Raw genomic sequence first — 22,466 nt, 5'->3', positions numbered from 1 at the left:
TGCTGAAAGGTTGAGCGGTTGAGCGGTTGAGCGGACGGTGTGGGGATGACCGTCCCCGGGGCGCGTGCGTGCACGCGCCCCGGGAACGGCGTGCCGTGGATCCCGCTCGGATCCACGGGTCCCGGCCGGGAGCCGTCCCTCCCGGCCGGAGTCTGTACGGGCCTGAGCCGGATCAGGCCTGTGCGGCGATCCGCGCCAGGCGCTGGGCCTCCGCGCGGGTGGAGACGGCGATGGCGTCCTCGTCCACGGTGAGCAGGCGGCCGTTCTCCACGATCTGCCGGCCCTGGACGAAGGAGGCGGTGACCGGGGCCGCGGCGCCGAAGACGAGCGCGGTCACCGGGTCGGCGATGGAGGCGTGGGCGAGGGTGTCCATCTTCCAGAGCACCAGGTCGGCGAGCTTGCCGGGCTCCAGCGAGCCGATCTGCTGCGCCCGGCCGAGCACCTGCGCGCCGCCGTGGGTGCCGAGCCGCAGCGCCTGGCGGGCGTTCAGCGCGGCCTCGCGGTGGGCGCCGAGGCGGTTGATCAGCAGGGCGTTGCGCAGTTCGGTGTGAAGTTCGCCGGACTCGTTGGAGGCGGTGCCGTCGACGCCGAGGCCCACGGGCACGCCCGCCTTGAGCATGTCGGGGACGCGGGCGATGCCCGCGGCGAGGCGGGCGTTGGACGACGGGCAGTGGGCGACGCCGGTCTTCGTGCGGCCGAACGCGGCGATGTCGGAGTCGGTCATGTGGACGCAGTGCGCCATCCACACGTCCTCACCGAGCCAGCCGGTGGACTCGAAGTAGTCGGTCGGGCCCATGCCGAACAGCTCGTGGCAGAACCTCTCCTCCTCCACCGTCTCCGAGCCGTGTGTGTGCAGCCGTACGCCGAGGCGGCGCGCCAACTCGGCACCCTCGCGCATGAGTTCGGTGGAGACGGAGAACGGCGAGCAGGGCGCGACCGCCACCTGGATCATCGCGTCGAAGGAGGCGTCGTGGTGCTTGCGGACGGTCTCCTCGGTGGCGGCGAGGGCGCCCTCCAGCGTCTCGACGGCGAAGTCCGGCGGCAGCCCGCCGTCCTTCTCGCTGCGGTCCATCGAGCCACGGGCCAGCGTGAAGCGCACGCCCATCTCGGCGGCGGCCCGGATGATCGAGCCGGACAGGTCGCCGGAGCCGTGCGGGTAGACGTAGTGGTGGTCCATGGCGGTGGTGACACCGCCCCGGGCCATCATCGCGAGGGACCCCTGCGCGGCGGCGTACGTCATCTGCTCGTCGATCCGCGCCCAGGTGGGATAGAGCGCGACCAGCCAGTTGAACAGGTTGTGGTCGGTGGCCAGACCCCGGGTGATCCACTGGTAGAAGTGGTGGTGGGTGTTGACCAGGCCGGGCGTGGCCAGATGACCGGTCGCGTCGATCCGGCGCACCACGTTCTCCAGGCCCTCGGGGGCCTTGCCCGCGCCGACCGACTCGATCCGGTTGCCGGCGAGGACCAGGTGGCCGGAGGCGTACTCCGTGTCGCCCGCGTCCACGGTGGCGATCGCACAGTTCTCGATGACGATGCGCTGGGCTGCCGATGGTGCCATCGTGCTTCCTTGTCTTTCAGTGGCGGCCCGTGAACGGGAGAGCGTTCACGGGAGGGCACGGCAGGACCCTAGGAGGATTTGAGTGCCGGAGCCGGTTGCCCGCTCCGGGTGCCGAGGTGATGGAAGAACAGGTTGAGCAGGACCGCGACGAGCGCGCCCGCGCTGATGCCGGAGCCGAGCACGGTCTGCGCCCAGGCCGGGAAGCCGGCGTAGAACGTCGGCGCGGCCAGCGGGATGATGCCGGCACCGAGCGCCACGGCCACCAGGATGATGTTGGAGCTGTCGTCCAGGCCCGCCTCCGACAGCGTACGGATGCCGCTGACGGCGATCGAGCCGAAGAGGACGATGCCCGCGCCGCCGAGGACCGGCATGGGGACCAGCGAGACGACCGCGCCGAGGACCGGGAAGGCGCCGAGGACCAGCAGGGCGGCGCCGGCGACGGCGACGACGTACCGGCTGCGCACCCGGGTGAGGGAGACGACACCGACGTTCTGCGCGAAGGCGGAGGTGGGGAAGCCGCCGAAGACGGGGCCGAGCAGGGTGGCGATGCCGTCGGTGCGCAGGCCGCGGGTGATGGTCCTGGCGTCGGCGCGGCGGTCGCAGATCTCGCCGAGGGCGAGCATGCCGGCGCTGGACTCGGTCATCAGCACCAGCATCACGATGCACAGGGAGAGGATGGCCGCGGGCTGGAACTCGGGGGCGCCGAAGGCGAACGGGGTGGGCAGCGCGGCGACGGGCGCGGACTTCAGGCCGCTGAAGTCGGCCATGCCGAACGGGATCGCCGCGAGGGTGCCGACGAGCAGCCCGAACAGCAGCGCGACCTGCTTGACGAAGCCCTTGCCGAAGCGCTGGATCAGCAGGATGACGGCGAGGGTGAACCCGGCGAGCGCGAGGTGCCGCATGGCGCCGAAGTCGGCGGCGGTCTTGTCGCCGCCCTGCGCCCAGCCGACCGGGACGGGCATCAGCGTGACGCCGATCAGGGTGACGACGACGCCGGTGACCAGGGGCGGGAAGAAGCGGAGCAGCCGGCCGAAGAACGGGCCGAGGGTCAGGCAGAGGGCGCCGGCGACCATCACCGCGCCGTAGATCGCGGGGAGTTGGTGACCTTTCCCGTTGGTCTCGGCGATCGCGAGGATCGGGGCGATGCCGGCGGAGGATGCGGCGTTGACGAAGGGCAGCCGGTTGCCGACGAGGCCCTTGACGCCGATGGTCTGGAGGATGGTCGCGACGCCCGCGATGAGCAGGCTCGCGGCGATGAGCCGGGTGCGGGCCGCGATGTCGAGTCCGCAGGCCTGGCCGATGATGAGCGGAGGAGTGACCACGCCCGCGTACATGGCGGCGATGTGCTGGAGCGCGGCGGGGACGAGCCGCGAGAGGTGGAGCTTCTCGTCCACCGGGTGCACGGACGTGACGGCGTCCTCGGTGTGCGCCGGCGGGGTGGAACACGGGGCTGTGGCGGGCCCCTTCGCAGGCTGTGCCATTTCGTTCCCTCCGGTGTGGCGGGCCCCCGGCCGGGGTGGCGGGGCCGGGGGCGCGCGTCCCGCGTCAGAGGTTGGTCATGTCGACCGGGATACGGGCCTCACAGCCGTCCCGCAGGATGGTGGCCTCGATGAGGCCGTAGGGGCGGTCGGCGGCGAAGTAGACCTCGTTGTCGTTCTTCAGTCCGAACGGCTCCAGGTCCACCAGGAAGTGGTGCTTGTTCGGCAGCGAGAAGCGGACCTCGTCGATCTCGCCGCGGTTGTTGATGATGCGCGCGCCCATCTGGTACAGCGTCTGCTGAAGGGAGAGGGAGTACGTCTCGGCGAAGGCCTGGAGCATGTGCTTCCTGGTCTGCTCGTAGGACTTCTCCCAGTTGGGCGTCTTCTGCTCGTCGTCGGTCCAGTTGAACCGCCAGCGCGCGGAGACCTGGGTGGCCAGGATGCGGTCGTACGCCTCCTGGAGGGTGGTGTACTTGTCCTTGACGTAGCCCCAGAACTCGGAGTTGGTGGAGTTCATCACGACCAGGTCCTTCAGGCCGGAGATGACCTCCCACTTCTCACCGTCGTAGGTGATCTGGGTGAGGCGGGTCTCCTGGCCCTTGCGGACGAAGGAGTGCTTGACCTCGTCGGCGCCGATGAACCTGCTGTTGGCGTCGGAGGTCTCGATCCGCTCCCAGGCGTACTCCTCGATGCGGATGCGGGCCTGGTGGATCGGCTCCTGGCTGGTGACGAAGTGCCGGGCGAGGTGGATGCCGAACTGCTCGGCGGACTCGATGCCGTACTCCTTGGCGAACGCGAACACCGTGTTCTTGGTGGTGTCGGTCGGCAGGACGTTGGCGTTGGAGCCGGAGTAGTGGACCTCGTCCATGTCGCCGCTCAGCGCGACGGAGACGTTGAGGTCCTTGATGTGGTGGGTGGCGCCGTCCCGCGTGATCTTGACGACTCGGTTCTCGGCCTTGCCGTACTGGTTCTGTCCCAGAATGGTGGGCATCTTTAGCTAGCTCCCTCGGTAAACGGAGTAGCCGAACGGGTTGAGCAGCAGCGGTACGTGGTAGTGCTCGCCCGGTACGACGGCGAACGTGATCGCCACCTCCGGGAAGAACACCGCCGGTCCGCTGTCCCGATTCGCGGGGGCGTCCTGCTGCGCATCGGCTTGCTTCTTCGCAGTTCTCTCTTCGAAGTACGCCTCGACGGCGAAGTCGAGCCGTACGTGGGTGGTCCCTTCCGGCAGGTCCGGAAGGTCCTTGCACCGGCCGTCGGCGTCGGTCGCGGAGCCGCCGAGCGCCTGCCAGTCCGCCTCCCGGCCGCTGCGGGCGGAGAGGTGGACGGCGACGCCGTCGGCGGGGCGGCCGATCGAGGTGTCCAGGATGTGCGTGGACACGGAGGCGGTGGTGCTGGTGCTCATGGTGTCAGGCGTCCTCTTCGACGAGTCGGGCCAGTCGGATGCGGTTGATCTTGCCCAGCTCGGTGCGGACGATCTCCCGCTCCCGCTCCGGCGCGTTCCCGATCCGCTCCTTGACCGCGTCCCGCATCTGCTCGCCGGTCCGGCCGGTGGCGCAGATGAGGAAGACATGGCCGAACTTCTCCTGGTAGGCCAGGTTGAGTTCGAGCATCTCCGCCTTGAGTTCCTCGGAGGCGCCGGCCATGCCGCGCTGCTCGCGGGCGGAGGTCGGGTCGCCGGGCCTGGGGCGCCCGATCGGCGGGTGACCGGCCATCGCTTCCTGAAGGTCCGCGCCGGTCAGCTCGGCCATGGCGGCGTCGCTGGCGGCGTAGAGGTCCTCCGGGGTGGCGTAGGGGCGGGCGGCGAGCAGTCGCCGGGCCCACTCGGTGGAGGCGCACGCCTCGTGGAGGGCGGCGAACGCCGCGCGCTCCTCCAGATCGTTGAACCGGGCCAGGCCCGGGGGCGTGGAAGTCGACGTCACGGGAGCCTCCGTGGCCACGATGGGCCGTCGTGCTGAACGGGCTGCCGATAGCTAACGCCCTCGGAAACAACACGTCAACACTTTGTTGAAAATTCCGCGTAACAAGCCCAGTGCCCCGCAGGGGCGCGGGGAACGGCGCGACCAGCCACGACGGCGCAGCAGACGCGCGACGGCACCGCGAGGCACCCCCGGCCGCGCACCGCGCCCCCGCGGAGCGCTACGCGCCCTTCTCCCGGTTGAGGTAGTTGTAGACCGTGAACCGGCTGACGCCGAGCGCGCCGGCCACGGTCTCCACGCCGTGCCGCACGGCGAACGCGCCGCGCGCCTCCAGGGTGCGTACGAGTTCCTGCTTGGCCTTGCGGTCCAGGTCGGCCAGCGGGCGGCCCTGCCTGCGTTCCATGGCGGCGAGGATGTGGTCGAGGGAGTCGGCGAGCTGGGGCAGGCGTACGGCGACGGCGTCGACACCCTCCCAGGCGAGCACGACGTCCTCCGGGCCGGCCTCGTCGGGCGGGATCAGCTCCCCGCCCATGGCGTCGACCAGCGGCTTCACGGCCGCGATGAACGGCTCGTCCCCGGTCACCTGCCACCCTCCCCGGTCCCGCCGCCGATCACGTCGCCGCTCGCGTCGTCGATCACGTTGACCTGGAGCGAGACCCGGGTGGCGCCGGCCTCCAGGGTCTTGCGCAGCAGCGCGTCCACCGCGGTGAGCACGCGGTCGGTACCGCCCTCGGCCGTGTTGCCGAAGGGGCCGACGTCGACGGCGTCCAGCTCGGCCGTCTCGATGACCTCCCGCGCCACCAGGGCGTGCGCGGGCGCCTCGTCCAGGTCGAAGGGTTCGGTCGTGAACTCCACTCTCAATCGCACGCGCTCAACCTAACGCCCAGCAGGGCTTTTCGGGCGGCCGGTGACCGACCCCCCTTGACAAGCTCCGACGCCCGACGGCAATCTTCCATTACGCAGAAACGAACTTCCGCAATACGGAATCTCGACCCACGGAAGGGAGCGCGTCCCGAATGCCAGGTTTCGAGTGGAGCACCGCCGCAGACCAGCGCTTCAACGTCAACCTGTCGATCCTCTTCACGGAACTCCCGCTCCTGGAGCGCCCCGCGGCCGCCACCGCGGCGGGCTTCTCCGCGGTCGAGCTGTGGTGGCCCTGGATCGACTCCCCCACCCCCGCCCGGTCCGAGCTGAACGCCCTGAAGACGGCGATCGAGGACGCGGGAGTCCGGCTCACCGGCCTGAACTTCTACGCCGGACAGCTCCCGGGCCCGGACCGCGGCGCCCTGTCGGTCCCCGGCGAGGAGTCGGAGAAGTTCCGCGCCAACATCGACGTCGCGGCCGGCTTCGCGGCCTCCCTCGGCTGCACGGCGCTCAACGCGCTGTACGGCAACCGCGTCGAGGGCGTGGACCCGGCCGAGCAGGACGCGCTCGCCCTGGAGAACCTGGCCCTCGCGGCCCGGGCGGCCGACCGGATCGGCGCCGTCCTGCTGGTCGAGGCCCTCAACCGGCCCGAGTCGCCGCTGTACCCGCTGGTGTCGGCGCCGGCCGCGGTCGGGGTCGTCGACAAGGTGAACGCGGCGACGGGGCTCGGGAACGCGAAGTTCCTGATGGACCTCTACCACCTGTCCATGAACGGCGAGGACCTGCCGTCGGTCATCGAACAGTACGCGGCGAAGACCGGGCATGTGCAGATCGCCGACAACCCCGGCCGCGGCGCGCCGGGGACGGGTTCACTCCCGCTGGAGGAGCTGCTCGGCCGGCTGAGAAAGGCCGGTTACGACGGCTGGGTCGGCCTGGAGTACAAGCCCGGCGACCGGCCGAGCGCCGAGGCCTTCGACTGGCTGCCCGCCGAGGCCCGCGCGGCCCGTTGATCACCCCGTACTGAGAAAGGCACCCCCAATGAGTCTTCCCAAGATCGCCTGGATCGGCCTCGGCATCATGGGCTCCCCCATGTCCGAGAACCTGATCAAGGCGGGTTACGACGTCACCGGGTACACCCTGGAGCGGGAGAAGCTGGACCGGCTGGCCGCCGCCGGCGGTACGGCCGCCGGCTCGATCGCCGAGGCCGTGCGGGACGCCGACGTGGTGATCACGATGGTGCCCGCCTCCCCGCAGGTCGAGGCCATCGCCTACGGCCCGGACGGCATCCTGGAGAACGCGAAGCAGGGCGCCCTGCTGATCGACATGTCCTCGATCACCCCGCAGACATCCGTCGACCTCGCGAAGAACGCCGAGGAGAAGGGCGTCCGCGTCCTGGACGCACCCGTCTCCGGCGGTGAGGCCGGCGCGGTCGAGGCCGTACTGTCGATCATGGTGGGCGGCGAGCAGGCCGACTTCGACCAGGCCAAGCCGATCTTCGAAGCGCTCGGCAGGACCATCGTGCTGTGCGGTCCGCACGGCTCCGGCCAGACCGTGAAGGCGGCCAACCAGCTGATCGTCGCCGTGAACATCCAGGCGTGCGCCGAGGCCGTGGTCTTCCTGGAGAAGTCGGGCGTGGACCTGAAGGCCGCGCTGGACGTTCTGGGCGGCGGCCTGGCGGGCTCGACCGTGCTGACGCGCAAGAAGGACAACTTCCTCAACCGCGACTTCAAGCCCGGCTTCCGCATCGACCTGCACCACAAGGACATGGGCATCGTCACCGACGCCGCCCGCAACGTCGGCGCCGCCCTGCCGGTCGGTGCCGTGGTCGCCCAACTGGTCGCCTCGCTGCGCGCCCAGGGCGACGGCGGCCTGGACCACTCGGCCCTGCTGCGGGCCGTGGAGCGTCTGTCCGGCGCCCAGGTCTGACGGCCGCTTTCAGACTTCCGGGCCGCGGCGCCGCTGACACCTGTCCTGTCGCGCCCAGGCGGCGCCGCGGCCCGGAATCGCCTTCACCACAGCGTTGATTCAATTCAACAAACTGTTGACGCCCCGATCGCCCCACTTCTAGGCTCCACGAAGCGGAAACAGGTTTCCGCTGACACCCGTACGGAAGGTCCACGATGTCGCAGCGCGTGCTCACCACAGAGTCCGGCGCCCCGGTCGCCGACAACCAGAACTCCGCCTCCGCCGGCGTCGGCGGCCCGCTCCTGATCCAGGACCAGCACCTCCTGGAGAAGCTCGCGCGCTTCAACCGCGAGCGCATCCCGGAGCGTGTGGTGCACGCCCGCGGCTCCGGCGCGTACGGCCACTTCGAGGTGACGGACGACGTCACCGGCTACACCCACGCCGCCTTCCTCGGCGAGATCGGCAAGCGCACCGAGGTGTTCCTGCGCTTCTCGACGGTCGCCGACTCCCTCGGCGGCGCCGACGCGGTCCGTGACCCGCGCGGTTTCGCGGTGAAGTTCTACACCGAGGAGGGCAACTACGACCTCGTCGGCAACAACACCCCGGTGTTCTTCGTCAAGGACCCGATCAAGTTCCCCGACTTCATCCACTCGCAGAAGCGGGACCCGTTCACGGGCAGGCAGGAGCCGGACAACGTCTGGGACTTCTGGGCGCACTCCCCCGAGGCCACGCACCAGGTGACCTGGCTGATGGGCGACCGCGGCATCCCGGCGTCGTACCGGCACATGAACGGCTACGGCTCGCACACCTACCAGTGGACGAACGCCGACGGCGAGGCCTTCTTCGTCAAGTACCACTTCAAGACGAACCAGGGCATCCGCTGCCTGTCCACCGAGCAGGCGCAGGAGCTGGCCGGCAAGGACCCCAACTCCCACCAGACCGACCTGCTCCAGGCGATCGAGCGGGGCGTGCACCCGTCCTGGACGCTGTACGTCCAGATCATGCCGGCGGCCGAGGCGGCGGACCACCGCTTCAACCCGTTCGACCTGACCAAGGTGTGGCCGCACCACGACCACCCGCTCCAGCGGGTGGGCCGCCTGGTCCTCGACCGCAACCCGGACAACGTGTTCGCCGAGGTCGAGCAGGCCGCGTTCTCCCCGAACAACTTCGTGCCCGGCATCGGCCCGTCCCCGGACAAGATGCTCCAAGGCCGCCTGTTCGCCTACGCCGACGCCCACCGCTACCGCCTCGGCGTCAACCACACCCTGCTCCCCGTCAACGCCCCGAAGGGGGTCCCTGGCGGCGCGCGGAACTACGGCCGGGACGGCTTCATGGCGCTCAACGCGCAGGGCCGCCACGCCAAGAACTACGAGCCGAACTCCTACGACGGCCCGGTCGAGACCGGCCGCCCGCTCTCGGCCCCCCTGGCGGTCTCCGGCCACACCGGCACCCATGAGGCGCCCCTCCACACCAAGGACGACGACTTCTTCCAGGCGGGCGAGCTGTACCGCCTCATGTCGCAGGAGGAGAAGTCCCGCCTCGTCGCGAACATCGCCGGCGGCCTCTCGCAGGTCTCCCGCGACGACGTGATCGAGAAGAACCTGGCCCACTTCCACGCCGCCGACCCCGAGTACGGCAAGCGCGTGGAGGAGGCGGTCCGCGCCCTGCGCGAGGACTGAGCACCAGGAACCCGCGAGCGGCGTGCGGAACCTTGACGGGAGGTCATGGTTGCGCACGCGGCCCGCGCGGCACGCCGGGCGGCCCGGATGAGGGGTGGCCGCCGGGCGGAGCGCGCGGGCAGGGCGAGGACCGCGGTGGCCTGCGAGCCAGTGCGGTGGTGAAGGACCCGCGTCCCCTTCTCGACCAGAGGGAAGGGGCACCCGGCTCCGTCGCATCCACCGCGGTCCCACCCAGCCCCTCCCCAGGGGCCCACCCACCCCGTCCGGCGGCGCGAACGACCTGTCGCGCCCAGCCTCGCGCCGTCGGACGGCTACCAGACGCTCCCTGCACCGGCTCGATGCCTCCGGTGAGGGAGCGTTCGGCGTTGCCCCGGGTGACGTCCGGGGCGCCCGCCACTCACGGTCACCGGCCCGGCGTGCGGATGCGGGGCCCTCGCCGCACGCTGAAGGCATGGCCAATCCGACCCACTATCCGCACATCGTGGTCCATCCCCCGGCCCTGGACGGCTCCCGGCGGGTGACCGAGGGGGACGTGACGCTGGGGATCGCCTCGCATCTCGATGACGTCGTGGAGATCCTGCGGCTGGCCGATCTGGACCGGATCGAGGTGGAGCAGAGCGACCTGATCGAATGGCAGGGCGGCGGTCCGGACGACTGGCCGGGGCTGTCGGAGCACGAGCTGTGACGCCGGCGCGTACGGCAGCGGTCGTAGAACGGGTGCGCAACCCTCAAATCAACCTCTGAAGACCGCGGCGGAGGCTTCAACCACCCCTGTGCCAGGGCAGACCAACGGCACACGGGGCCCGTCGGCACGGGGGCGGCGGGCCCCGTACGGGGGTGTCTCATGGACCGTACGACGTCGAATCCGCCGGACCCGTGCGCGGTGGCGCTGTTGCGCCGGGGCGACCGCGCGGCCGTCACCGTCGCCGTGCTCGGACTGCATCTGCGCGGCGTGGTCGAGGCGGGCCGGCCGGGCACGCTGCGCAAGACCGCGGCCGGCGGTGCCGAGCCCTTCCGGCACCCGCTGGAGAAGGCGGTCCGCACCGGCCTGTACCGGCCCGCCGGACCGAGGGAACTGCCCAGCCGGGCGGTGGTGCGCCGGGCCCTCGCCCGGATGCGGGCCGAGCTGGCGGCGCAGGGGCTGTTGCGGGTGCTGCCGCCCCGCCGTACCCGCGCCGCCCGCCGGCTGCTGGCGGACTTGTACGAGCGCCGTCCGCTCCCCGAGGGCCCCGACGGGCTGCCGGAGGACGAGGTGCTGCTCGCCGTCGCGCTGTACGGCGAGCGGGCCCTGACCGTCCTCGTGCCGCGTTTCGCCCGCGAGGCCGGACTCACCGGCCGGGGCGCCCTCGCGGACGAGGGCCGCTTCCCGTTCGGCCGGGGCAACAGCCTGCGCCACATGGTGGGGGACGAGGGCACGTACGACGGCTGGGACGGCACCCTGGACGGCGGGGACGGTGACGACCGGGGCGGCGGCGGTGCGTACGGCGGGCACGACCACGGCGGTTACGGCCACGGCGGGCACGACCACGGGGGCGGGTTCGGCGGAGGCGGCGGGTTCGACTGAGGGCCGGGCGGGTGCGCGTACGGCGAAAAGGCGGCCCGTCCGGATGACGGGCCGCCCCTTCGGCGCGCGGTGCGTGCGCCGGGTCAGACCTTCAGCGGCTTGATGGACGTCGGCGCGTGGCCGGGCTCGGTGGCCAGGTCCTCGAACTCGCTGATGTCACTGATGTCCATGGTGCGGCTCATCGAGATGTTGGTGATCCGCTCCAGGATGGCCTCCACGACGACCGGCACCTGGTGCTCGGCGGCCAGCTTCTTCGCCTGCTCGAAGGCCGCGCCCAGCTGGTCCGGCTCGGTGACCCGGATCGCCTTGCAGCCCAGGCCCTCGGCGACCTTGACGTGGTCGACGCCGTAGACCCCGATCTCGGGCGTGTTGATGTTCTCGAACTCCAGGTTGACCTGGAAGTCGATGTCCAGGCCGATCTGCGCCTGCCGGATCAGGCCCAGGTAGGCGTTGTTCACCAGGACGTGGACGTACGGGATCTTGTGCTGGGCGGCGACCGCCAGCTCCTCGATCAGGAACTGGAAGTCGTAGTCGCCGGAGAGCGCGACGACCGGGGAGTCCGGGTCGGCCTTGGCGACGCCGATCGCGGCCGGGATGGTCCAGCCGAGCGCGCCGGCCTGACCGCAGTTGATCCAGTGGCGCGGCTTGTAGACGTGCAGCATCTGCGCGCCGGCGATCTGGGAGAGGCCGATCGTGGTGACGTACCGGGTGTCGGGGCCGAAGGCCTTGTTCATCTCCTCGTACACGCGCTGCGGCTTCATCGGCACGTTGTCGAAGTGCGTACGGCGCAGAAGAGTCGCCTTGCGCTCCTGCGTCGAGGCGACCCAGTCGGAGCGGTCGGGGAGCCTGCCCTCGGCCTTCAGCTCCTTCGCCACCTCGACGAACAGCTCCAGCGCCGCCTTGGCGTCGGAGACGACGCCGTAGTCCGGCGGGAAGATCTTGCCGATCTGGGTGGGCTCGATGTCGACGTGGACGAACTTCCGCTCGCCTCGGTAGACGTCGAGCTTGTAGCCGGTGTGGCGGTTGGCCCAGCGATTGCCGATGCCGAGGACGAAGTCGGACTCCAGGAAGGTGGCGTTGCCGTACCGGTGCGAGGTCTGGACGCCGACCATGCCGGCGTTCAGCTCGTGGTCGTCGGGCAGCGCGCCCCAGCCCATCAGGGTCGGGATGACCGGGGTCCGGGTCAGCTCGGCGAACTCGGTCAGCAGGTCGGTGGCGTCGGCGCCGAGGATGCCGCCGCCGGCGATGATGACCGGGCGCTCGGCGGCCAGCAGGAAGGAGATCGCCTTCTCGATCTGGGCGCGGGTCGCGGCCGGCTTGTAGACGGGCAGCGGCTCGTACGTCTCCGGGTCGAACTCGATCTCGGTGAGCTGGACGTCGATCGGCAGGTCGATCAGGACCGGGCCGGGCCGGCCGGACCGCATCAGGTGGAACGCCTGCTGGAAGACGCCGGGGACCTGCGCGGCCTCCAGGACGGTCACCGCCATCTTGGTGACCGGCTTGGCGATCGAGGCGATGTCGACGGCCTGGAAGTCCTCCTTGTGGATCACGTTGGTGGGCGCCTGGCCCGTGATGCACAGGATCGGGACGGAGTCGCCGATGGCGGAGTACAGGCCGGTGATCATGTCGGTGCCGGCCGGGCCGGACGTGCCGACGCAGACACCGATGTTGCCCGGCTTGGTCCGGGTGTAGCCCTCGGCCATGTGCGAGGCGCCCTCGACGTGGCGGGCGAGGGTGTGGTGGATGCCGCCGCCCTCCTTGAGGGCCTTGTAGAACGGGTTGATCGCCGCGCCCGGCACACCGAAGGCGTCGGTGACGCCCTCGCGCTTGAGGATCTCAACTGCCGCGCGGGCAGCGGTCATACGAGCCATCGAGTACTCCTGCTTCGGCTGTCGGATGCGTACTCCCGTCGCGCCCCGCGGTGAGCACCAACATCTTCCGCATAGCGGAAAGTGACTTCTACTATCTGGAAGCAATGTAAGGGGGTGGGACAAGGTCGTCAAGAGTGGTCCGGACACCGGCAAGCGCCGGACAGGAGCGGCCGGAGAGGAGCACCATGGGAGCGCCGTCCCGACGCGACGCCTTGGAGTGGGCCATGCCCGAGAGCGTTCCGGTGCGCTGCCCGGTCTGCCGGCGCGCACACGTCTACACCGCGCCGGCGTATCCGTGCGCGTGCGGGGCGCCGACCGCGCCACGGCTGGATCCGGCGGCCGAGCCGGCCGTGACGGCGCACCGCGCCTGGGACGACGAGTGGCTCACCGTGCGGTGCGCCGCCTGCGGGCGCCTGGGCCACTGGCCCCACCCGGAACTGGGCTGCCCGTGCGGCACGGTCCTGCGCGTTCCGGTGACGGGGCCACGGACGGCGGAGTCGACGCCGGAGGCACGGGGACGGGTCGACGCGTGGGGATCGCCGGGCACGCGTGAAGCAGCGGACGCGCAGGGGGCGACCGACGCATGGGGATCCCCGGGCGCGCGTGAAGCGTCGGACGCGCAGGGGTCGGCCGGGGGACCGGGGCCCTCTGGCGCACAGGGACCCGCCGGCAGCCAGGACCCGGCCGGCGCCCACCGCGCACCCGGCCGCCGTCCCCCCTTCCAGCCCCGCACCATCCGTACCGCCCGGGACGCCGTCACCACCGCCGCGCTGTACCTGCGCTGGCTCGGCTACCGGGACATCCGCCGGGCCGACCAGCGGCCGCCGAACGGCATCGGGCTGGCCGCCCGCGGGCTGCTAGCCCAGGTGGACCCGACCGTGCGGCCGGCCGGGCCGAGGGACGTGGAGTGCCTGTGGCTGACGGCGATGACCGAGTCCGCCGACTGCGTGTACCTCTCCCTCGCCGGCTACACGGACGCCGCCCGGGCCGGCGCGGACACCCTCGGCGTCCCCCTGTTCGTGCTCGACCTCGCGGGCGTCCCGCAGCCGATGAACGACCCCGCGGACACCCTGCACACCACGGGCGCACCGGAACCGGGAACGAGGGCACCGGACGGGCGGGCCTGACCCCCGAAAAGGTCCTGACGCCCCCGCGCCCCTCACCCGACGTCCCCCGGGCCGAGCGCGCCGCCGACCGTGCACTCGCCCGGGGACCGCCGTGGAACATTCACCGGATGCTCGCATCCGGCCGTTTCACACCTGGGATCACACCCCGAATTTGTTCCGCAGCTCCACCTTGCGGACTTTCCCCGACACCGTCATCGGGAACGTGTCGAGCAGTTGGAGCCTGCTGGGGATCTTGTAGTGGGCGAGCCGCCCCGCGCAGAAGTCCCGCAGCTCCTCCAGCGTGAGCGGGTCGGCGGGGTCGCTCGGGATGACACAGGCGAGGACCTCCTCGCCGTACCGCTCGTGCGGCACCCCGACGACCTGGACGTCACGGATCTTCGGGTGGGCGTACAGGAACTCCTCGACCTCGCGCGGGTAGATGTTCTCGCCGCCCCGGATGATCATGTCCTTGATCCGGCCGACGATCTCGACGTACCCGTCCTCGCGCATCACCGCCAGGTCCCCGGTGTGCATCCAGCGGCCCGCGTCGATGGCCTCGGCCGTCCTCTCCGGCTCGTTCCAGTAGCCGAGCATCACGCTGTAGCCGCGCGTGCACAACTCACCCGCCAGGCCCCGGGGTCGCGTGACGCCGGTGGCCGGGTCGACGACCTTGACCTCCAGATGGGGCAGGACCCGGCCGACGGTGGCGGTGCGGTGCTCCAGGTCGTCCTCGATCCGCGTCTGCAACGACACCGGGGACGTCTCCGTCATGCCGTAGCAGATGGAGACCTGCTCCATGTGCATCTCGGCGACCACCCGCTTCATCACCTCCACCGGGCACGGGGAGCCCGCCATGATGCCGGTGCGCAGGGTGGAGAGGTCGTAGGAGGCGAAGTCCGGGAGGTTCAGCTCCGCGATGAACATGGTCGGGACGCCGTACAGCGACGTGCAGCGCTCCCGCTGCACCGCCTCCAGCGTGGCCGCCGGGTCGAAGGACGGCGCCGGTATCACGATGCAGGCGCCGTGCGAGGTGGCCGCCAGGTTGCCCATGACCATGCCGAAACAGTGGTAGAACGGCACCGGGACGCAGATGCGGTCCTGCTCGCTGTAGGCGATCAACTCCCCCACGAAGTAACCGTTGTTGAGGATGTTGTGGTGGGAGAGGGTGGCGCCCTTCGGGAAGCCGGTCGTGCCCGAGGTGTACTGGATGTTGATGGGGTCGTCGCAGGACAGGTCCTCGTACGACACGTCGGGCGTTCCCCGCCGGAGCAGGGCGTCCCAGCTGGGGTCGCCGATGTACACGACCTCGCGCAACTCGGGGCAGTTGCCCCGCACTTGCTCGGCCATCGCCCGGTAGTCGCTCGTCCTGTGGCTGAGGGAGGCCACCAGCAGCGAGACGCCCGACTGCTTGAGGACGTACTCGACCTCGTGGGTGCGGTACGCCGGGTTGATGTTGACCATGATCGCGCCGATGCGGGCGGTGGCGTACTGGACCAGCACCCACTCCGGGCAGTTGACCGCCCAGATGCCCACCCGGTCGCCCTTGGCGATCCCGCCGGCCACCAGGGCCTGCGCCAACTCATCGACCGCCGCGCCGAATTCCGCGTACGTCCAGCGCCGCCCGGACGGCACGTCGACCAGGGCCTCGCGGTCCGGCCAGGTCGCCACGGCCCGGTCCAGGTTGGCGCCGATGGTGTCGCCGAGCAGGACGGTGGGGCTCGTCCCGTGCGTGTACGACAGCTGCGAGGTCACCGGAAGTCCTCCTCGCGGTACTCGTTCTGCGAGCCGGCCGCCGTGGCCTCGCGCAGCTCGATCCGGCGGATCTTGCCGGACACGGTCTTGGGCAGGGCGCCGAACTCCAGCCGGCGGATGCGCTTGTAGGGCGCGAGCACGTCACGGGAGTGCTCGAAGATGACCTTCGCGGTGTCCGGGCCGGGCTCCCAGCCCTCGGCGAGGACGACGTAGGCCTTGGGCACGGCGAGCCGCAGCTCGTCCGGGGCGGGGACGACGGCCGCCTCGGCCACCGCCTCGTGCTCCAGCAGCGCGCTCTCCAGCTCGAACGGACTGACCTTGTAGTCGGAGGCCTTGAAGACGTCGTCGCTTCGCCCGATGTAGGTGAGATAGCCCTCTTCGTCCCTGGTGGCGATGTCCCCGGTGCGGTAGTAGCCGCCCGCCATGGCCTCCGCCGTACGGTCCGGGTCGCCGTGGTAGCCGGTCATCAGGCCGACCGGGCGCTCGGCGAGGTCGAGCGCGATCTCGCCCTCGGTCGCGCCGGGCGCGCCGGAGACCGGGTCGAGGAGTTCCACCCGGAAGCCGGGGCTGGGGCGGCCCATGGAGCCGGTCTTCAGCGGCTGGCCGGGGCTGTTGGAGACCTGCACGGCCGTCTCGGTCTGCCCGAAGCCGTCCCGGACGGTCACCCCCCAGGCGCGCCGGACCTGCTCGATGACCTCGGGGTTGAGCGGCTCGCCGGCGGCCACGATCTCGCGGGGCGGGCGGCTCAGCTGCCCCAGGTCGGCCTGGATGAGCATCCGCCACACGGTCGGCGGGGCGCAGAAGGTGGTGACGCCGACGCGGTCCATCTCGGCCATCAGCCGGGCCGCGTCGAAGCGGGTGTAGTTGAAGATGAAGACGGTCGCCTCGGCGTTCCACGGCGCGAACAGGTTGGACCAGGCGTGCTTGGCCCAGCCGGGCGAGGAGATGTTCAGGTGGACGTCGCCGGGCTGGAGGCCGATCCAGTACATGGTGGCCAGGTGCCCGATCGGGTACGAGGTATGGGTGTGCTCGACCAGCTTGGGTCGGGCGGTCGTCCCCGAGGTGAAGTAGAGCATCAGCGGGTCGTCGGCCAGCGTCGGGCCGTCCGGGACGAAGTCGGCGGGGGCCGCGTAGGCGTCCTCGTAGGGCTCCCAGCCCTCCTGCGGCAGGCCGCCGACGGAGATCCGGGTGTAGGCGCCGGGCACGTCGGCGAACTTGGCCGTGTCCTCCGCCCGGACGATGGCGTGTTTCACCCGGCCCCGCTCCACCCGGTCGACGAGGTCGGCCGGGCCGAGCAGCGGGGTGGCCGGGATGACGACCGCGCGCAGCTTCATCGCGGCCAGCGCGGTCTCCCACAGCTCGGCCTGGTTGCCGAGCATGACGAGGATGCGGTCCTCCGCGGCGACCCCGCGCTCGCGCAGCCACCGGGCCACCCGGTTCGACCGTTCGGACAGCTCGGCGAAGGAGAGCCGGGTCTCGGTGCCGTCCTCCTCGACGATGTGCAGCGCGGTGCGGTCGTTGCCGTCGGCGATCTCGTCGAACCAGTCCAGCGCCCAGTTGAAGTGCTCGGGCCGGGGCCAGCGGAACCCCTGGTAGGCGGTGGCGTAGTCCTCGCGGTGTTCCAGCAGGAAGTCCCGTGCCCTGCGGAACAGCTCCGTCGCCGTCGTCATCGGTTGTCCTCCTATGTTCCGGACCATTGCCGGGCGGCTCTCTGGCATCGTCTAATCCGTGATGCGGGTCTCACTACCCCCGAACGGGGGTGTGGGCGGCCGAAAGGGCGAACGGGTGACGGCAGACGCGGTGGGGGCGGTGGAGATCGGTGGCGCGCTGGCCCGGCTGCGGCGGGCGACGGGACTGCCCGTCGCCTTCGGCGGCCTGGTGGAGTCCGGCCGGCCGCAGATCCGGATCAGCGAGCTGAGCGGCACGACCACGGCGGCGCTGCGCTCGCTCGCGGTGACCTCCGGGAGCGGGCTCGGCGGCAAGGCGGTGGCGCTGGCCCGGCCGTGCGCGGTGACCGACTACTCCAGCTCTCGGCAGATCAGCCACGAGTACGACGTACCGGTGGCCGCCGAGGGCATCCGCGCGGTGCTCGCCGTGCCGGTCGTGGTGCGGCGCCGGGTGCGCGGCGTGCTGTACGGCGCGCTGCGCTCGGCCCGCCCGCTCGGTGACCGCGCGCTGGACGCGGCGGTGGCGGCGGCGCGGGACGTGGAGCAGGCGCTGGTGGTGCGGGACGAGGCGCGGGGGCTGCTGGCGGCGGCCCGGCCGGAGCGGACCGGCACCGGCCGGGGTGCCGGGTGGGAACAGGTGCGCGAGGCGCATGCGGCGCTGCGGGCGCTGGCCCCCCGGATCTCCGACCCGGAGCTGCGGGCCGAACTGCTGGCCGCGTGCGGGCTGCTGACCGCGCCGCCGCGAGCCGGGGGCGTGACCCTGGCGCCACGCGAGGTGGACGTGCTGTCCTGGGTGGCGGCGGGGGCCACCAACGCGGCGGTCGCCGAACGGCTGGGCATCGGCCCGGAGACGGTCAAGGGATATCTGCGTTCGGCGATGCGGAAGCTGGGCGCGCACACCCGAGGGGAGGCGGTGACCGCGGCGCGCGGGGCGGGGCTGCTGCCGTAGCCCGAAGCCGGTCACGAAACCTGTCGGTTAGGAAACCTGACCATTCATCCGGCGCCGCTTTGAATTTCCCTCTGCTTGACCGTTTGTTATTTCCCTCACCAGGGCTTCCGTCCGAATTTCAAGGATCGTTGCCTAGAATTTGGTCCGGACACGACACACGAGGGGAGCGGTGACCGTGCGACGGGACTTCCAGGAGCCTGCCAGGTGCCGCCCCGACCTGGTCATCGGCCGCGAGGAGCTGTTCGCCGGCGCCCGTGACCAACTCGCCTCCGGCGGCAGTGTGCTGCTCCACGGCCCCGCCGGAATAGGGAAATCCACCGTCCTGCGGGCATTGGCCGAGGAATACGGCGCCACCGCGCGCACCGTGTTGCGCTGCTCGGCCACCGAGTCCGAATCCCACCTGCCCTTCCTCGCCCTCGCCGACCTCCTCGGCCTGGTGCTCGACGAGGTCTCCCCCCGGCTGCCCGCCGCCCAGCGCACCGCCCTGGAGTCGGCGCTCACCGGCCGCGGCGAGTCCAGCCTCCAGCGCGACGGCCTCGCCCTGCGCCTCGCGGTGCTCTCCGCACTGCGCGCCCTCGCCGCCCACGGCCCGGTCCTGGTCGTCGCCGACGACCTCCAGTGGCTGGACCCGGCCAGCGCCGAACTCCTCGGCTTCGCCGCCCGGCGCCTGGAGGGCACCCCGGTGCAACTGCTGTGCGCGGTCCGCACGGAGGGCCAGGGGAGCCAGGAGTACGACCGTCACCTGCGCGCCTGCCCGCCGGGCACCCTCGCCGTCCGGCTCGGCCCGCTCTCCCGCACCCAGGTCGCCCAGCTGCTCGACCACCGCGGCCACGGCTGCCTGTCCCGCTCCACGGTCCGCGAGATCCACCGCACCAGCGGCGGCAACCCGCTGTTCGCCCTGGAGCTGGGCCGCGCCCTCGCCGACAGCCCCACCCCGCCCCGGCCGGGCGAGCCGCTGCCCGTGCCGACCTCGCTGCGCGCCCTGGTGCTCAGCCGCCTGGACATGCTCTCGGTGGAGGCCCGCCGTACCCTGCTGGTCGCCAGCGCCGGCGCCCGCCCCACCCCGGCCCTGCTGCACGCGGCCGGCCGGGAGAACGCCGAGGCCGAGTGCGCCCAGGCCGCCGAACTCGGGCTGCTGGCCACCGAGCCGGACGCCCCGGCCGTACGGTTCGCGCACCCGCTGATCTCCGCCGCGCTGTACGCGGAGGCGCCCGCCCACGAACGGCGGGCCGCGCACGCGGCGCTGTCCACCGCCGCCTCCGACCCGATCGAACGGGCCCGGCACCTGGCCCTCGCCACCACCGGCACCGACCCGGAGGTCGCCGCCCGGCTCGCCGAGGCCGCCGCCCTCGCCCGGGACCGCGGGGCGCCCTCGGTCGCCGCCCAGCTGGGGCTGCTCGCCGCCCGGCACACCCCCGCCGACGGCGCCCCGAGCCCGGAGGAGCGCCGGCTGACGGCCGCCGAGGACGCCATCACCGCCGGCGAGGTCGACCTGGCCCGGGACATCGCCCGGGAGGTGCTGGCCCGGGCGACCGTGCCCGCCGACCGGGTGCGGGCCTGGATGATCGTCATCGACACCGCCGGCCACACCATGGCCGAGGTCGACGCCGTCTTCCCGCAGGCCCTCGCCGACGCCGGCGACGACCCCCGGCTCCTCGCCCTGGTCCACTACCAGCTGGCCTGGCGGGCGCTGATCGTGGAGGGCGACTTCACCGAGGCCCGGGAGGCCGCCGCGCACGCCGCCGAACTGGCCGCGCGCGGCGAGGACCGGCGCACCGAACTGCTCTCCCTCGCCTTCCAGGCGCAGACCGAGACCCTGATGGGCCATCCGGAGGCACCCCGCACCATCAAGCGGGCCCTGAAGGAGCCCCAGGACCCCCGGGTGGCCTGGCATCACAACGGCGCGGGCAGCGCCCGGTTCCGCTGGCTGGTCATGGGCGACCAGCTGGCCGAGGCCCGGGCCACCGTCACCGCGCTGCTGCGCGAGGTCCGCCGGCGCGGCTCGGTGGAGAGCGAGGTCCACTTCCTGCGCGGCCTCGCCGAGACCGAACTGCGCGCCGGGCACTGCGGGCGCGCCCTCGAACTGGCCCGCGACAGCCTGCGGCTCGCCCGGGACTCCGGGATCGGCGAGACCGCCTCCGCGATGCTCACCTCGCTCGCGGAGGCCTCCGGCGGCGACGTGGACCGCGCGCTGGCCCTCGCCCGGGAGGCGGTGGACCACGCCGAGGAGGACGGCGACCAGATGTACCTGTCCCGGGCGCTGGGCGCGCTCGGGTACGCCCAGCTGGTGGCCGGGGACCCGGCGGGCACCGTGCGCTCGCTGCGCCGGGTGCGCACCCTGGAGCTGGGGCTCGGCATCACCGATCCGGCCCGGGGCCGCTGGCACGGCGACCTGGCCGAGGCGCTCGTCCGGATCGGTGAAGTGGCCGAGGCGCAGGACGTCATCGACGTCAGCCGGGAACACGCGCTGCGGCTCGGCCGGGAGAGCGTCCTCGCCGTGCTCGACCGGTCCGAGGCGCTGGTGCGCGCCGCCCGGGGCGACCTGGAGGAGGCGCTCGCCCAGCTGACGTCCGCTCAGGACCGGCTCGGCAAGCTCGGCTACGGTCTGGAGGAGGCGCGGGCCGCGTTCGCGCGGGCCCGGCTGGGGGGCAGGGGACCCGGATCGGCGGTGTTCGACGAGGCCACCCGGATGTTCCGGCGTTGCCGGGCGCTGCCCTGGCTGCGCCAAGTGGACGAATCCCCGGCCACTGCCGAGCCGGAACCGGCGCCGGCCGTGCCGGAGGCGCCGGCCGCGCTGCACGCGCTGGCCGCGATGGAGCGTCAGGTCGCCGCGCTCGTCATGGAGGGCGCCACCAACCGGGAGATCGCGGCCCGGCTGTTCATCAGCGTGAAGACCGTGGAGGCGACCCTGACGCGGGTCTACCGCAAGCTGGGAATCCGCTCGCGGGTGGACATCGTCCGATTGGCGGCAGGTCACCGCGCGCCCTGAGCGGCGCTCTTGTTAACTGAACCGGACCGAGGGTTTTCCCTCACCCAACCCCCTAGGGGGTTCCCTCATTGGGAGCCGAGGGTTCCGGGTCCTAGCGTAATGGGCGTGCCGCTCGCCCGGGCACACGGGGTCGGTCCCTCCCCCACGCTCGGCTTCGCTCGTGCGGGGGGACCCCCAACCCGTGCACACCCCCCACACCCGCGCGACCCCCCACCGGTGCAACCCCCACTGAGGAGACTCATGTTCGGGCTCACACGTGCCAGAAAGACCGCCGCGACCGTGGTGGCCACCGCCGCCGCGGCGGCGTCCGCGCTGCTCGCCTCCCCCACGGCGAGTGCCGCGCCCCAGCCCATCGTCGGCGGTACGACCACCACGACGACCGCGTACCCGTTCATGATGCAGATCACGGACGCGTCCCAGAACCAGTTCTGCGGCGGCACCCTGGTGGCGCCCAAGAAGGTGGTGACGGCCGCGCACTGCATGGTCGGCGAGACCACGAGCAGCGTCCGCGTGGTCGGCGGCCGGACCTACCTCAACGGCACCAACGGCACGGTGAGCCGGGTCAGCAAGATCTGGATCAACCCGGACTACACGGACGCCACGAACGGCGACGACGTGGCCGTACTGACCCTCTCGACGTCGATGCCGTACACCACGGCGAAGTACGTCTCCTCCTCCCAGACGAGCGTGTACGCGGCCGGCACCACCGCCCGCATCCTCGGCTGGGGCACCACCTCGGAGAACGGCAGCTCCTCCAACCAGCTGCGGACCGCGACCGTCCCGATCGTGTCCGACTCCAGCTGCCGGTCCTCCTACGGTTCGGACTTCGTCCAGTCCGACATGGTCTGCGCCGGATACACGTCCGGCGGCGTGGACACCTGCCAGGGCGACAGCGGCGGTCCCCTGCTCATCGGGGGCGCCCTGGCAGGGATCACTTCCTGGGGCGAGGGGTGCGCGGAGGCCGGTTACCCGGGTGTCTACACCCGGCTGACCACCTTCTCGGACCTGGTGACCGCGCAGGTCGACTCGTGACCCGGAAGACTTCCCGAGCACCCCTCGGGTGACGGCCGGGGGGGGGGGGGGGGGGGGGGGGGGGGGGGGGGGGGGGGGGGGGGGGGGAGGGGGAGGGGGGGGGGGGGGGGGGGGGTCTATCCCCGCGGTGCCT

At 71.9% G+C, this 22,466-nt stretch carries 19 protein-coding genes; 9 read left to right on the top strand and 10 right to left on the bottom strand.

Annotation, left to right across the window (positions count from 1 at the left end; genetic code table 11):
* Nucleotides 1-172 precede the first annotated feature (172 nt).
* The 7 genes from ACZ4WH_RS28530 to ACZ4WH_RS28500 form a co-directional block, all read right to left on the bottom strand.
* The gene (locus tag ACZ4WH_RS28530; RefSeq protein WP_468185755.1) at nucleotides 173-1,558 is read right to left on the bottom strand and encodes an 8-oxoguanine deaminase; all 1,386 of its coding nucleotides are present in this window, start codon (nucleotides 1,556-1,558) and stop codon (nucleotides 173-175) included.
* A gap of 68 nt (nucleotides 1,559-1,626) precedes the next feature.
* The gene (locus ACZ4WH_RS28525; protein WP_468185753.1) at nucleotides 1,627-3,039 is read right to left on the bottom strand and encodes a nucleobase:cation symporter-2 family protein; all 1,413 of its coding nucleotides are present in this window, start codon (nucleotides 3,037-3,039) and stop codon (nucleotides 1,627-1,629) included.
* Between the two features lie 64 nt (nucleotides 3,040-3,103).
* A complete protein-coding gene (gene pucL, locus ACZ4WH_RS28520; protein ID WP_468185750.1) occupies nucleotides 3,104-4,027 on the bottom strand; it encodes a factor-independent urate hydroxylase in 924 nt (307 codons plus the stop codon).
* Nucleotides 4,028-4,033: 6 nt separating this feature from the next.
* The gene (uraH, locus tag ACZ4WH_RS28515) at nucleotides 4,034-4,441 is read right to left on the bottom strand and encodes a hydroxyisourate hydrolase (RefSeq protein ID WP_468185748.1); all 408 of its coding nucleotides are present in this window, start codon (nucleotides 4,439-4,441) and stop codon (nucleotides 4,034-4,036) included.
* Between the two features lie 4 nt (nucleotides 4,442-4,445).
* Nucleotides 4,446-4,958, bottom strand: coding sequence for a 2-oxo-4-hydroxy-4-carboxy-5-ureidoimidazoline decarboxylase (gene uraD / locus ACZ4WH_RS28510; protein ID WP_468185745.1), 513 nt, complete (start codon nucleotides 4,956-4,958; stop codon nucleotides 4,446-4,448).
* A gap of 217 nt (nucleotides 4,959-5,175) precedes the next feature.
* Nucleotides 5,176-5,487, bottom strand: a complete 312-nt coding sequence (locus tag ACZ4WH_RS28505; protein ID WP_468185880.1) for a helix-turn-helix domain-containing protein — start codon at nucleotides 5,485-5,487, stop codon at nucleotides 5,176-5,178.
* A 47-nt stretch (nucleotides 5,488-5,534) separates the two neighbouring features.
* Nucleotides 5,535-5,822 carry a YkoF family thiamine-binding protein gene (locus ACZ4WH_RS28500; protein ID WP_468185742.1) on the bottom strand — a complete coding sequence of 96 codons (288 nt, stop codon included), beginning with the start codon at nucleotides 5,820-5,822 and terminating at the stop codon, nucleotides 5,535-5,537.
* Between the two features lie 149 nt (nucleotides 5,823-5,971).
* On the opposite strand from ACZ4WH_RS28500, the gene ACZ4WH_RS28495 reads away from it, so the two are divergent.
* The 5 genes from ACZ4WH_RS28495 to ACZ4WH_RS28475 all read left to right on the top strand — a co-directional run bounded on the left by ACZ4WH_RS28495 (nucleotide 5,972) and on the right by ACZ4WH_RS28475 (nucleotide 10,967).
* Complete coding sequence (locus ACZ4WH_RS28495; RefSeq protein WP_468185739.1) at nucleotides 5,972-6,829, top strand: TIM barrel protein; 858 nt, start codon at nucleotides 5,972-5,974, stop codon at nucleotides 6,827-6,829.
* Nucleotides 6,830-6,857: 28 nt separating this feature from the next.
* The gene (locus ACZ4WH_RS28490; RefSeq protein ID WP_468185737.1) at nucleotides 6,858-7,745 is read left to right on the top strand and encodes a 2-hydroxy-3-oxopropionate reductase; all 888 of its coding nucleotides are present in this window, start codon (nucleotides 6,858-6,860) and stop codon (nucleotides 7,743-7,745) included.
* A gap of 194 nt (nucleotides 7,746-7,939) precedes the next feature.
* Nucleotides 7,940-9,403, top strand: a complete 1,464-nt coding sequence (locus ACZ4WH_RS28485) for a catalase (RefSeq protein WP_468185734.1) — start codon at nucleotides 7,940-7,942, stop codon at nucleotides 9,401-9,403.
* A 451-nt stretch (nucleotides 9,404-9,854) separates the two neighbouring features.
* Entirely contained in the window at nucleotides 9,855-10,088 is a 234-nt protein-coding gene (locus ACZ4WH_RS28480) for a hypothetical protein (RefSeq protein ID WP_030645650.1), read from the top strand.
* Nucleotides 10,089-10,247: 159 nt separating this feature from the next.
* Nucleotides 10,248-10,967, top strand: coding sequence for a TIGR04222 domain-containing membrane protein (locus tag ACZ4WH_RS28475; RefSeq protein WP_468185731.1), 720 nt, complete (start codon nucleotides 10,248-10,250; stop codon nucleotides 10,965-10,967).
* Nucleotides 10,968-11,050: 83 nt separating this feature from the next.
* On the opposite strand, the gene gcl is transcribed toward ACZ4WH_RS28475, so the two are convergent.
* Nucleotides 11,051-12,838, bottom strand: a complete 1,788-nt coding sequence (gene gcl, locus ACZ4WH_RS28470; protein WP_468185728.1) for a glyoxylate carboligase — start codon at nucleotides 12,836-12,838, stop codon at nucleotides 11,051-11,053.
* 350 nt (nucleotides 12,839-13,188) lie between these two features.
* Here gcl and ACZ4WH_RS28465 point away from each other — a divergent pair, with 350 nt between their 5' ends.
* Nucleotides 13,189-13,965: a hypothetical protein gene (locus ACZ4WH_RS28465; protein WP_468185878.1), complete on the top strand. Its 777-nt coding sequence runs from the start codon at nucleotides 13,189-13,191 to the stop codon at nucleotides 13,963-13,965.
* Between the two features lie 138 nt (nucleotides 13,966-14,103).
* Here the strand turns inward: ACZ4WH_RS28465 and ACZ4WH_RS28460 are convergent, their stop codons facing one another.
* Both ACZ4WH_RS28460 and ACZ4WH_RS28455 read right to left on the bottom strand, forming a co-directional pair.
* Nucleotides 14,104-15,696: an AMP-binding protein gene (locus tag ACZ4WH_RS28460; protein WP_468185725.1), complete on the bottom strand. Its 1,593-nt coding sequence runs from the start codon at nucleotides 15,694-15,696 to the stop codon at nucleotides 14,104-14,106.
* On the bottom strand, nucleotides 15,693-17,366 hold the full coding sequence (locus ACZ4WH_RS28455; protein WP_468185723.1) for an AMP-binding protein: 1,674 nt from the start codon (nucleotides 17,364-17,366) through the stop codon (nucleotides 15,693-15,695). Before ACZ4WH_RS28455 ends, ACZ4WH_RS28460 begins: the two co-directional genes overlap by 4 nt.
* Before the next feature lie 115 nt (nucleotides 17,367-17,481).
* On the opposite strand from ACZ4WH_RS28455, the gene ACZ4WH_RS28450 reads away from it, so the two are divergent.
* The 3 genes from ACZ4WH_RS28450 to ACZ4WH_RS28440 all read left to right on the top strand — a co-directional run bounded on the left by ACZ4WH_RS28450 (nucleotide 17,482) and on the right by ACZ4WH_RS28440 (nucleotide 22,333).
* Nucleotides 17,482-18,312 carry a helix-turn-helix transcriptional regulator gene (locus ACZ4WH_RS28450; RefSeq protein ID WP_468185719.1) on the top strand — a complete coding sequence of 277 codons (831 nt, stop codon included), beginning with the start codon at nucleotides 17,482-17,484 and terminating at the stop codon, nucleotides 18,310-18,312.
* Between the two features lie 169 nt (nucleotides 18,313-18,481).
* Nucleotides 18,482-21,301, top strand: a complete 2,820-nt coding sequence (locus tag ACZ4WH_RS28445; protein ID WP_468185717.1) for an ATP-binding protein — start codon at nucleotides 18,482-18,484, stop codon at nucleotides 21,299-21,301.
* Between the two features lie 240 nt (nucleotides 21,302-21,541).
* Nucleotides 21,542-22,333 (top strand): S1 family peptidase, encoded by a 792-nt coding sequence (locus tag ACZ4WH_RS28440; protein ID WP_468185714.1) that lies wholly within the window; start codon nucleotides 21,542-21,544, stop codon nucleotides 22,331-22,333.
* Nucleotides 22,334-22,466 lie beyond the last annotated feature (133 nt).

This window comes from Streptomyces sp. NPDC029138, assembly GCF_055564375.1.
The sequence above is the reverse complement of the archived record's forward strand: the minus strand, read 5'-3'. Positions and strand labels throughout refer to the sequence as shown.